The sequence below is a fragment of the Photorhabdus namnaonensis genome (genome assembly GCF_001684335.1).
Taxonomy (GTDB): Bacteria; Pseudomonadota; Gammaproteobacteria; order Enterobacterales; family Enterobacteriaceae; genus Photorhabdus; species Photorhabdus namnaonensis.
In genome coordinates this window covers 61,788-75,593 of the sequence record NZ_LOIC01000072.1, presented here as the reverse complement: position 1 = coordinate 75,593, position 13,806 = coordinate 61,788, and the positions used below count along the sequence as shown (strand labels likewise).

At 49.4% G+C, this 13,806-nt stretch carries 2 protein-coding genes; both read right to left on the bottom strand.

Features of this window, described 5'->3' with window-relative positions:
- Positions 1-4: 4 nt before the first annotated feature.
- Positions 5-1,270 (bottom strand): MFS transporter, encoded by a 1,266-nt coding sequence (locus tag Phpb_RS12705; RefSeq protein WP_065390644.1) that lies wholly within the window; start codon positions 1,268-1,270, stop codon positions 5-7.
- A complete protein-coding gene (locus tag Phpb_RS12700; RefSeq protein ID WP_240492545.1) occupies positions 1,267-13,740 on the bottom strand; it encodes a hybrid non-ribosomal peptide synthetase/type I polyketide synthase in 12,474 nt (4,157 codons plus the stop codon). The genes Phpb_RS12705 and Phpb_RS12700 overlap by 4 nt, the downstream gene beginning before the upstream one ends.
- Positions 13,741-13,806 lie beyond the last annotated feature (66 nt).

Here is a 13,806-nt window from a genome sequence, read left to right as displayed (position 1 = left end):
CTTTTTATTTATACAAACCGCGTAATTTAATGTCTGCCTGAGAACCACGTAGCAAAATCAATATGGCGCAGACGCAAACAACGACAGCAATAACAAAGGGAAGCCCTTGAAAATAGAGAGGTTGTCCCTGACGAGATGAAAAATGCAGCAAGAGCGCGCCTAATAGTGGTGAAGCGGTGATAGCCAGACCCAGCATACAGTTCTGTGCTCCCAAATATTCCCCTTGCCGCTCATTGCCTGCACGTAATGAAATCAAAGCACGAAGTGTTGAGTCGCTGATCAACGCCAGTGCATGCAAAGCAATTGCCCCCGCAACAATAAGTGGTGATACGGCCAGGCTATAAGCGATAAACGCCAGCATGTAGAATCCGTAACCGATGATCGCTGTGCGGTATTCGTTACAGCGCGTCACGAACATTTTTAGCAACCAAGTTTGCGTTATGATAATCCCGATGCCGAGTCCGGTAAGAGCCAGACCGTTTTCACTTGGTCCCCAGCCCAAACGTATTTCATTGAGTAAGACAAAACAGGCCAGAAAAATACCGTAAACCACCATGCCAAGCGCTGAAGCATAAACCAATCGTCTCAGTACCCCATCTGTCGCCAGTAGTTTCAGGCTGCCCAAAGGATTGGCCCGGCGCCAGTCGAACGAACGCCGGTTCTCCTTGGTCAGACTTTCGTTCAGAACAAACATGGCGGCGATAGCGTTCACCGCGGCCAGTGAGCCAGCAATCACAAACGGCAGGCGTGGCGCAATCATGCCTAATAATCCACCGAAGGCAGGTCCGGCAACCATGCCGAAGCCGAGAACACCACTGACCAGACCGAAACGCGCGGCTCGTTGTTCCGCTGGCGTAACATCCGCTACGTAAGCCGATGCGGCGGAAGTACTGGCGGCAGTGGCGCCTGCAAGAAATATACCGGTCACTAACCATCCCAGCGACGGCGCTGTCGCCACCAGCGTATAGCTCAGTGCCGTTCCAAACAGTGTTGCAAGCAGTACCGGTCGTCTTCCCCAAGCGTCACTAAGCGTTCCTAACAATGGGGCGAAAAGGAACTGTGCAAAAGCGTATAGTGAGACAAATAACCCGATTAACGGCACACCCGCTTCCGGTGGCTGCGGGGCAACCTCCCGCAACAGATCGGGTAAAACGGGAAGGACAATCCCGATACCCAGAGCATCCACAGCCAATGTCATTAGGATGACTGCCAATCGGCGTTTATGCTGTCGGTTTTCAGGAAGGTGAACCGTTGGGGAAGAGTCACTCATACCTGTCCCCCTTTTATGATTGACGGAAAGTGATGGATTATCGCCTGTGATACATGTGTCACGTGCTCTTCCATCAGACAGCTATAATGATTCCCCGGCACTTCTGCGATGCGAATGGGCAGGCTGGAGAACTTCTCCCAACCCCAGGCGTTGGTCTCCCGGATTTCTGGTACAACAACCCCTTTCGGTAAGGGTTCCACCGCTTTTATTAACAGCATAGGAATTGGCAACTGTACGGGTATTGGACGATATTTAGGGGACATATCCGATGCGGCCCGATAGACATTGAACAATCCGCTAATCGAGCTCATATCATTCTGTGCGTGAATCAACGAAAAACGTTTTAACTGCTCTTGGATATAGCTCAGTAATGCCTCACGTGGTAATGCACGCATTTCGTTGTCGTCCAGGCTGTCGATCATTTCCAGTCGGTCAGTGTAGTAGGCAAAAATACCAAGAATAACTTTGGCGATATCAGCATCTTCCTGATACGGAACCGGTGCATAGGGTGGTGCGGCGGAGTCGAGTAGTATTAGAGAACCGATGCTTTCTCCCTCAGCATGAAGTTGCCGTGCCATTTCATAAGCCACCTTGCCGCCCAATGAATGACCGCCGATATGGTATGGCCCTTGCTTCTGTACCGAACGCAAACAGGCAATGTAATGTGTTGCTATCTCTTCCACTGATTGATGCGGCGCAGTTTTTCCATCAAGCCCCAAATATTGCATACCGATAAATGGCAATTCTCGTGGTAACGCCGCAGCCAGAGGCATAAATTGGGTAACATTGCCGCCCATACCCGGTACACAAAAGAAGGGTGAGTAATTACCATTACCGCCGTGATTAATTGGCACCAGACAGTAGCGGATATGGGCATTCTCAGGAGCCTGGCTCTTTTTATCGTCAGATAGTGAACGGACAACTCGAGCCATTGTCGGCTGCTCGAGAAACTCCGCCAGCGTCAGACAGTGTTGGAAATGATCACGTAAACGGGAGATCATTTGTGTTGCCAACAGCGAATGACCACCCAGTTCGAAGAAATCATCTTCCAGGTTAATCGTCTCTTCACCCAGTAGCTCATACCACAATTGACGAACCGCTTCTTCTGGGCTGGCGGAATCAGATATCGCTGATAAATTCTGTGATTGTGCGCGCTGAACAGGGACAGTCGTAAATTTACTGACAACGATCTGCGCTTCCATTCCGGCGATAGCCAGATCGAAAATAGCGCAGCCCTCTTGATTACTAAGACCAATTACACTTTCTTTACGGCGTGCGGCATAATCCACTGCCATTCCCACTTCTGCCCAGGTATCCCAGTTAACTGACGTTACCGGTATAGCCTGCTGTCGCCAGTAGTGCGCCACGGCATCAAGATAACGGTTCGCCGCCGCGTAGTCTGCCTGACCAATGCCACCTACCAATGAGGCAAGTGAAGAGCACAACAGAACAAAGTCGAGAGAGTCCTGACTAATCGCCGTCATCAGTTGCTGGGTACCACTTACCTTTGCCGCCATCACATGCCGCCAGTCCTGTGACGTGCCATGCTCCAGCAATCCACTGGCTTCAATACCCGCTGAATGAATCACACCGTTGATAGCGCCAAAACGTGTCCGCATTTGTGCCAATGCTTCATTTAATGCCACACCGTCAGCAACATCAGCGCGTAACATCATGATTTCAGCACCCGATTTCCGTAACACATCGAGTAAAGCTTCACTTGCCGCATTAGTTTCCCGGCGGCTCAAAATACCGAGTTTAACCTTGCTGCATTTATTGCTGATGTGACGTGCTAGTAACTGACCGATACCCCCCAGTCCGCCAGTAATTAGATAAACACCGCCATCACGCAGGATTTGTCGGCGAGGTATCTCATCAAGCTCAGTAAATGTCTGCAATTCACGCTCACCCTGTTTAAGCGTAATGCTGGTAACTGGTATTCCTTCTGTCGTCTCTTCTGGTTGCATATCTGTATACAGTTCTGCAATCAGCGATTGATATGTAGCAAAAGTGTCATCATCCAGATCGATATGACGTGCGGAACACCCGGGATACTCTGCCGCCAATATTCCCAGCAAACCAAGCGCGGGGGCGGCATTACAGGCTTCCAGCACCTTGGCTGCCTGTAGCCCACGGGAAATCAGGGTAATATTAAAAACCCTGTGATGACCGGTCAGCGCTTTAATCGCAGCCGCCAGTTGTTCAAACGCGGCCTCTGGTTGAGAAATGACTGTCGCGGTCCAGCACCAGATAATACGTTCTGGGAGTATTTGTTGCTGTATCAGACAATCTATCAGTCGTTGATAATCTTCGGGTTGATCCTTACGCAAACTAAAGCGGTAAGTATCCTGTTGCAGGAATTGATCAGCATCTTCAACAACAATACTACCGGGCGTCGCTGCTTGCCATAAATCACTCAGCTCTGCGGCTTGGGCGCCAAAAATCAGCCACGGCGCACGATTTTGCTTTGCTTCGTCCAGTGGCTTCGGTAACCATCGAGGGTAACGACACCACCGTGCTACATTCGCCTCGCGGGCGGGCTGGAGTGGCACGGAGTTGATCTGACGTAAATTGTAACCGTGAATTTCAGCCAGCACCTGATTGCAATTCTGACTCTCATCCCAACTAAATAGCGTTATGTCATAAGTCCGAGGTGCCGTCTCAACCGCCAGGCTGTAAAATTCGGCGCATAATGGCTGATGCAGCGTCAGCGAACCATAATGGAACGGTATTGAAGCATCGCCCGGCAACAGACAGGCATGTAGGAACACCGTGCCCAAGTCGAGCAAAGCCGGATGTAATGCAATATCAGGCAAATCATCGATAAATGCTTGATTGAGTCGCAACTGCGCCAACGCACAGCGATCGCCCATCCATACATCTGCAATGCATTGCCAGCGCGGTCCATAGTCAGCAAATGCTTGATTGAAACGCTCCGATGCTTCTGCAACTTCTTCAAGCAGCAAATTCCGACGTAACTCATAAGGTGAAACAATCTCTGCTGGTGGAGAGCAGACGGCAGTAACATTGCCGTTTGCATGGAGTTGCCACATGTCATCACCATCACCGCGAGATTCCAGCGTAAAGGCAAAGCTGCGATCAATGGCGGTCAAACGGATACGTATCTGACGCTCAACACCTGACGGTAGTACCAACGGTGAAGGGAAGTAAACCTCACTGAAAGTGGCCGTGCCACTAGGTTGTAATTCGTTAAAAGCACGACGCACTAATTCCAGGCAACCTGTGCCCGGTAATACGCCTTGCCCTTCGAAGATGCGATGTTCATCAATAAACCAGACATGATCATCTAGCTTACAAGTAAACTGTGTGACCCCCTCTTTATCCGATAACTGTGTGAAAGTCGGCAATTTTTTCCGTTGTGTATTTATTACGGCGGCTGATGTAGTGACAGGATGTTCCAACCAGAGATGTTGGCGTTGGAAGGGGTACGCTGGCAGCATAACCCGATGCAATTTGTGTGAATGACCAAATGCGGCCCAATCGATAGCAATGCCTTGCTGCCATAACTGCCCGATGGTATTAAGCAGCACCTCTTCATCCGATTTCTGCTGATGAGTACGGCGCATCGTGGTCAGTGTCTGAGCCTGGCCTGTCTGCTGTAGATCTTTCAGCATGCTGGTCAGCGCACTCCCCGGACCCACTTCAAGCAGAATTGGATTGTCATAACGGTTCAGCAACGTAAGAATACCATCATAGAAGCGTACCGGCCGACGCAGATGATCTCCCCAATAACCAGAATTATCACGATCCTGTTCACTGAACCAACCGCCGCTGATATTGGATATCATCGGAATGGTACCGGATTGTAGCGTGAAGCCTGCGCTGAATTCCCGCATCTGTTGTGCGGCGGACTCCATCAATGAACTGTGAAACGCGTGGGATGTCGTGAGTCTCCGGCAAGAAATACCTGCCTTGTCGCACTGTGCTTCCAGTGCAGCGATATTGTCATGGCTGCCGGTTATCACGCACTGTTTAGGTCCGTTGATCGCTGCAAATTCACACTCTGGCGCCAGTGAAACTATGCGTTCAGCTGATGCCTGTACTGCCAGCATTGCCCCTGTGGGCTGACGCTGCATGATTGCAGCTCGATTTGCTACCAATGCCAGTGTATCTTCCAGCTCGAGCATACCCCCAACACAGGCAGCAACCAGTTCACCGAGGCTATGACCAATCATTGCTTGAGGTGTAATACCCCACGCTTGTAGCTGGCAGGCCAGAGCATACTCAACAGTGAACAGCGCAGGCTGAGTATAACGTGTAGCATTTAACCGACTGACAGCATTGTCACGTTCCGATTGCGGATAAATTAACTGCCTGATATCCAGTTTGATGTGTGGCTGTAGCAGTTCGGCGCAGCGATCAAATTGCTGGCGGAATACACCATCGCGCAGATAGAGCGATTGGCCCATTTCAATAGACTGGCTGCCTTGTCCCGGAAACATAAAAATCACTGGCCGATGCTGTTGCTTGCGACTAACCGTCTGCGGCGATAGCTGGCGTAGTTGATTGATTAATTGCTCCCGGTCTTTTCCCACAACAAAAGCACGCTCACTGAAAGCGCTGCGTCCCTGTTGCAAAGTCCCGGCAATATCCGCCAATGGCTGATTACCGATAGTCAGTGTTACTGCCAGACGTTCCCCTTGTTGAAGCAACGCTTGCGGCGTTTTCGCTGAAATCGGCAACAGATGCCAGCGTTCGTCATCTAATACGCGGTTATCTTGCCGACGCGGAGCTTCTTCCAGAATAAGATGCGCATTAGTGCCGCCAATGCCGAAAGAACTTACACCGGCACGACGTGGCTGACTGGTTTGCGGCCACGGACGTGCGGTATTGATCACGGAAAACGGGGTCTGTTCGAAGTGGATTGCAGGATTGGGTTGATGATAGTGAATACTTGGCGGCAAAGTCTGGTGACGCAGCGCCAACACAGTTTTGATGATTCCCGCGATACCGGCCGCCGCATCAATATGTCCTATATTTCCTTTCACAGAACCTATTGCACAACTTCCTACAGGCAACATCTTGCCGTCAGATTGTTCCAGGAAAGCCTGAGTCAGCGCACGCACTTCTATTGGATCACCTAAAGTGGTTGCCGTGCCATGTGCTTCGATATAACTGATGCTGGCGGGCGATACACCGGCATTACGTAGCGCGTCTTTAATCACGGAAGACTGGCCGTCAATACTGGGTGCCGTGTAACTCACCTTTTGTGCGCCATCATTATTGACAGCGGAACCTTTAATTACTGCATGGATGGTATCGCCATCTGCCAAAGCGGCGGACAGACGTTTTAGTAATATCATCCCACCGCCGCTGCCGCTGGCTGTACCGTTGGCCGCAGCGTCAAATGGCCGGCAAAGGCCGTCTGGCGACATAATTCCACCACTGACATGGACGAAGCCAACCTGTTGCGGGTCCAGCGCTACAGCACCGGCCAACGCCATATCACATTCATCGCGCCGTAAGCTTTCGCAGGCTAAGTGAATAGCGGTGAGTGATGACGAACAGGCAGTGCCGATACTGACAGCCGGTCCGCTGAGGTTCAGCTTGTAAGCAGCACGTGTAGCGATAAAATCCTTATCATTACCTATTTGCCACTGACCGGGATCGAGGTGCATCCGGTCTTTATTGGGCATGACGTTTTCTAGCAGGTAATAATTGAAGCCACTGCTACCAAAGACCCCCACTGAACGTGGTGCGCTATCATTGCCATAGCCGGATAATTCCAGCGTTTCCCATGCCATTTCAAGAAACAACCGCTGTTGTGGGTCCATCACCTGCGCTTCACGTGATGAATAACCAAAGAAGCGTGCGTCAAACTCCGCACAACCTTCCAGCAAACGTGCCCGTCTGACAAACTGTGGGTGACTTAACAGCGCTGGATCGACGCCACGTTGCAACAATTCTTCGTCAGACAACTCCACACTGGCATCGTAACCCGCTAACAATCGCTGCCAAAAAGTGTCGAGGTCTGGCGCTTGTGGGAAGCGGCCGGTCATACCAATGATCGCGATAGCGTTGCTATCCTGAGTTGAAACATTCAACGTTGGTGTTGTTGTTTCTTCGGTGGCTATCAGCGGTGTGACTGCAACAGGTGTTTTTTGTTGTGACAGTGTGTCCAGTAGTTGCGCCTGTTGTCGAATGGTGGGATGAGCGAAAATATCGGTTACGGATAAGCCGCTGCCAAACGCCTCATTCAATTGCTGGAATAGCGCCATAACCCGTAGTGAGTGGCCGCCGGCATCGAAAAAGTTTTCGTCATAATCGATCTCGTCCCTCTCCAGCAGTTCACGCCAGATAGCCTCAACGCGACTAAGTGATGACACAACTTTGGTTGGCGCAGGAGAAGATTGGTGCTGACCGGCACGTGTCAGTTTCATTTCAGCCAACGCTTTTAGATCGACTTTGCCCGTAATGCCGGTAGGCAGTGCATCAAGAAAGAACAGCGCTGTCGGCACCATAACTTCACTGACTTGTCGGCGTAATGCGCTCAGGATCTCGCTGCGGCTGGTTTCGCCGACAATATATCCCGCCAACTCTTTATTGCCTTGGTTATCGGTGATCGCCAGCGCTTCGGCCTGACGTACACCCGGTAACGCACTTAGGGCGGCCCGTACAGCATTCAGTTCAATTCGATGACCACGGATTTTTACTTGGCGGTCAACCCGACCAACAAACTCCAGCGCACCATCCATGCGTTGGCGCACAATGTCGCCGGTACGATACATGCGAGCCTTTAATTGTGGTGCAAAACTATCGGGTAAAAACACCTCAGCGGTTTTTTCATCCATCCCCAGATAGCCCTGTGCAACACAGGTTCCAGCTAAATAAAGTTCACCTAATTCCCCCGGCGCTACAGGTTTTCTCTGTTCATCAAGCAGATAGAAGCGAACATCGCCCATTGGACGCAGCACCAGATTTTGTCCTGCGGCATGATAATCGGTGAGGGATACCACAATCGCACATTCAGTAGGGCCGTATCCATTCATCAGCCTGCGCCCTACAGACCAGCGCTGGGCGATTTCAGGCATACAAGGCTCACCAGTTACGATAAGCACCTGGAGATTGGGCAGCGGTACTAACGGCACTATCGCCAACGCGGAAGGTACAATCCACATATGCGTAATCTGTTTATGCGCCAGCCACTCTGTCAGCTCACTGCCAGGCAACAGTTGCTGTTTATTACCGAAGACCACGCAAGCGCCTGTTGCAAGCGCCGGAAAAATTTCTCCCAACATCACATCAAACACGGGGGAAGAGTACTGCACTATGCGAGAAGAAGGTTCAAGCCTCAGCTCATCGCGGATTGCCAGAATGTTATGGCAGACACTGCGGTGGGAGACAGCAACACCTTTCGGTTTACCCGTCGATCCCGAAGTGTAAATAACGTAAGCGCAATCATCCGGCTGACAGATAGCCGCCGTAGTTGTATAAGGTGCATTGGCTATATCTAACTCATCGATATTAATTGCCGCCAGACCAAGACGTTGGCACAGAGGCGCGGTTTCATTCCGGTACAATATTGCTTTTATTTCTGCATTATCAATCACATACCGGTTTGCTGCTTCGGCATTGTCAGGCGCCAGCGGCACAAACACCGCACCAATCCGGTTAATTGCCAGCATTGCCGTGACATTATGTGGATGGTGTCCCATCAGGATGCCAACTCGATCACCACGGCTTGCACCTGCTTGTTGTAGTTGTTGCGCCACATATGCCGTCAATGTATCAAGTTGCTGATAACTCAGACTCAATTCATCACTTTCCAGCGCCACATGTCCGCGGTATTGGGACAGGCTCTGCTGAAACAACTGAAATAGTCCTTGTGGCTTATCAACAATAAGTTCTGATTGGGCGCTACTGCCAGCATTAACCGTAACCGTCAACAAATCAGTCAATGTTGTATCTGGTTTTTCAATGACTTGTGACAACATAGCTAGCAAATGCTCACTCATCCGTCCCAGAGTAACGGCAGATAACACCCCCGGCATTGCCATAAAGTGAGCGTAAACCTGACCATTTACACGGTTAATCGCCAGTTCCAAATCAATCTTGGCGCGATAGTCCCCCAACTCAACGTCTGAAACTTTCATATCTTCCAATGTTGCATCGTTTGGTTGATCCAATTCACAGGAAAAAATAGTTTGGAAAACAGGATTTTTACCCGCCACACGAGGCAAATTAAGTGTTTGTACCAAATAGTCGAACGGCAAATCACGATTTTCAAGGATGTCGAGACTAACCTGTCGCGTATGCATCAATAGTTGCTGAAAAGTTTGCCACTCACGGCTATTGATACGTACCGGCAAAGTATTAGCAAAGTAGCCAATCAGCGCATCCCATGCAGGTATGGTGCGCAGCGACACCGGTGTGCCGACGATAAGATCTTGCTCACCGCTTTGCCGGCGCAACAGGAGTGCGAACAAACTCAACCAGATCATAAACGGTGTGCAGTTCTGTTCACGAGCCAGTTTCTCTACACCTTCAACATACACATGGGGAATAACACAACTTATTGCCGCCGCCTCGTCGGTTGGTGCGGCCATATCATTCAGTCTCAGAGTCGCTGGCGCATCTGCCAATTGTTGACGCCAGAAATGAATCTGTCGCTGTACCGCCGGTTCAGTCAGTCGAGTGCGCTGCCAGGTAATGAAATGCCCATAGTTTGCTTCCAACACGGGCAGCGAGGGGGCTTTACTTGCCAGACGAGCCTGATAGCAGTGCCGTAATTCATCAAAAAGTATTGCCAGCGAACGACCATCGGAAATAATGTGATGCAGAGTAATACAGAGCACGTGCTCTTGCGGGGACAGCGTAAACAGTACCGCGCGGATGAGTGGCCCATTGGCGAGATCGAAGCTTGCCATTATTTCTTCCCGCAATTTCAATGCCAGCGCAGACTCTCCGCCGGAGATATTTTGTTGACGCAGAGGTAGCGTTAATTCAGACGCAACCTGATAACTGGGTTCAAAACTGGATGAGCCATCCGGCCCAATTACTTTGCTGACTTGACTGGAGAATGTGGTACGCAATACATCATGGCGTTGCACTACGTCATTCAATGCCTGCATTAACGCATTAAAATGCAGATTACCATGCAGGCGCAATGTAAAAGGCACGTTGTAACTGCAATCATCCGGCCGTTGCATCGCAATCAACCACAAACCGCGCTGACCGAATGAGAGTAAATCACTGACCTGCGAAATGTGTTGTACAGTAACACTCTGTTTTTCTGTGCTCTTTTCAATACTGTCTTTTTCAACATTGTCCAGTAACGAGGCCAACCCGACGATAGTCGGATGATTGAAAATAGCGGAAAGTTTAAGCTGAACATCAAATGTCTTATTGATCTGTGTAATCAGATTGGCAGCAATTAATGAATTGCCGCCACAATAGAAGAAATTATCTTCCGTACCGATGACCTGAACCCCTAATACCGTTCTCCATAATGCCAGCAATTGTTCTTCGCGGGCGTTAGCTGGTTCTGTCATAGATTCCTGATTTTCTGGCAGCGAAAAATCTGGAACCTGCAAGCGCTTACGATCAACCTTCCCGTTGGGAGTGGTTGGTAATTTATCGAGAAACACGAAAGCACGCGGCATCATATGGCCGGGTAGCCGCAGGGACAAATAACCACGTAACGTGTCAGTATCGGCGGATGACACAACATAGGCGACCAACACTTTATTATTTGTACTGTCATTACAGGCGACAACCGCACACTGGCGCACATCTGCGTGTTCCAATAATGCGCTCTCCACCTCGCCTAATTCGACGCGAAAACCGCGAATTTTAACCTGATGATCACTGCGTCCTATGAAATCAATAGTGCCGTCAGCCAGGAAACAGCAAACATCTGAGGTGCGATAAAAACGCGTACCACTAGCATCTACCACAAAACGGCCCTGGCAATCGAATTTGCCGGTAATAAATTTCTCTGCCGTGAGTTGAGGATTATTGAGATATCCTTTTGCTACGGTGACGCCAGCAATTAACAATTCACCACTGACGCCTATTGGCGCCTGTTGTAGGTGTTCATCGACAATGAACAGTTCACAGCTAGCCAGCGGTCTACCTAATGGAATCACTCGCCCGGCCTCCAATGGATGTGTTTCCGGGTCAAAAACAGTGCTGTCAATGGTGGCTTCAGTTACACCGTAAGAACCGAGAATACGCGCATCTGGGCGGCAAAGCGCTTGCGCCGCATATAGCTCATGACCAAACCAGACATCAGCCCCACACACCAGTGTTGATAATCCATCCAGACGTTTCCCATTCTCCTGACAGAACTGAATTAATTGACGCAGTACCACAGGAGGAAAATCACCGAAGGTCACGCCTTCGCTCATCATCAAGCGGTGCATTTCAGGGGCATCTAGCAACCACTCACGCGGACACATCACCAGGCATCCACCACAGCCCAGAGTACGACTGAAATCCCCTATACTGAGATCGAAAATCGGTGCGGCAAGTTGTAGCGATACCGGCTCACCGGGTTGGGTGAAACGATAGTCATGGCGCCAGGCATGGTATGACGCATGCAGACCTCCGTGGCTTACCTCCACCCCTTTTGGATTACCCGTTGAACCAGAAGTGTAAATAACATAGGCGGAATCGCTCTCCTGAACCGGCCAAATTGGTTGCACATCCGGCGGCGCTGGTTGACGAAACAGCCCGTCAACTTCCAGCACGATGGCACGAAAATCAAGTAAACCAACAGCATCCTGTTCACTGGTGAGGATCAGTACTGGTTGTGCGTCATTTATCTTATCGGCGAAGCGAGGATCAGAGGGGGATAACGGCACATAAACCGCACCGGCAGAAAGAATAGCGTAAAAAGAGATGACAATTTCTGGCCGGTAGCTCATAAATACCGCAACCCGGCTACCCGGTTCAACGCCGCACTGGCGCATCTTCGCGAGCAGGCATTGCGCGTACTCGTCCAGTTGAGCATAGGTGAAACGTTGATCACGCCAAACAATAGCTCGTGCATCTGGATTATTACGTACCTGTGACTTGATGCGTTCAGCTACCGAAATAAATTCCAATACAGGTAGAGGTTCTGCCGGCCGGGAGAAGCGAGCCAATGTCTCCAGCTCTTCTGGCGGCAACATGCTACATTTGGCGACAGAACGCTCAGGTTCACTTAACAAGGAATCTAACAATTTCTCATAGTGATTCACCATGCGAGTAATGGTGAGGTTATCAAACAAATCGGTGTCAAACTCAACCAGACAAAGTAGTGAATTTGGGGATTCTTCTATCGATAGCGTCAAATCATATTTAGCAGTGCTAGAATGGATAAATTGTACTTCTGCTGCTAACCCATCCAGTTGCAATGCTTGTCCCGGACTCTTCAAATAATCAAACATAATCTGAAAAATAGGGGCATGGCTCAAAGAACGCAGGGGCTGTACCACATCAACAATCTCATCAAACGGCAAATCAGCATTTTCATAGGCATCAAGCAATATATCGCGCGCTTGAACCAATAGATCATTGAAACTTATCCCTTTGTTAAAGCGAAAACGCAACGGTAATAAATTGATAAAAAAGCCAAGACGGACATGTTCATCAATATTGTGACGATTCGCAAATGGACTCCCAATAACAATGTCGTCATCGTGCGAATAACGATTCAGTAGTACCGCAAAAGCGGAAATCGCCACCATATAAGGCGTCAATCCATAACGTTGGCAGATTTTAGCAATACGTCCAACGAGAGATAAAGGAAGTGACTTATGATATACCGCACCACGTCCCCGTTGTTCCAATAGCCGTGGCCGATCTGTAGGTAATTTATGTAGTTCAGGCAATTCCGCCAGTTGTTTTCCCCAATAGTCGCGTAAGCGCTGCCGGCGAGCGCTATTTATATGAATATCTGTTACAGAATCACTGATATGCGGGTAGGTAATCGTCGCTAAATTAGGATGTTGACCTGCTTTATACCGGTTATAGGCATGGCTAAAATCATTAAGAAAAACGTGAGTAGACCAATCATCAAATACAATATGGTGCAGAGTAAATATCAACTGATGATCGTTCTCTTGCCGACGAAGCAATAAACAACGAAAAGGTAAATCACGACTGAGATTGAAACCGTATCTTGCTTCATTATCGTAGATTGATTGTATTTTGCTTTCGCGCTCCTCTGGGGAATAATCGCTGAGATCACTGATGCGTAATTCAGGCCGCTGCGAATTCAATGCTATCTGCAATTCGCCATTGAGAACATGAAATTGTGAACGCAACACCGGATGACGCTCAATCATAAAAATAATAGTTTTTTCAAGCGCTTCTCTATTTAACGTGCCACGCAAACGTAGCGAAAATGGCACGTTATATAATGCTGAATCCATATTTCCTTGGCTAATAAGCCATAGCCTGCGTTGAGCTGGTGTTGGTAATAAGCATGGAACATTCGATAAAGTGTTTGAATAATTACTCACAAAATTTTTCCTAAGATAAAAAGATTCTTGCAGCTCAGTGATTGCCGTAAAAACTATCACTCCTGG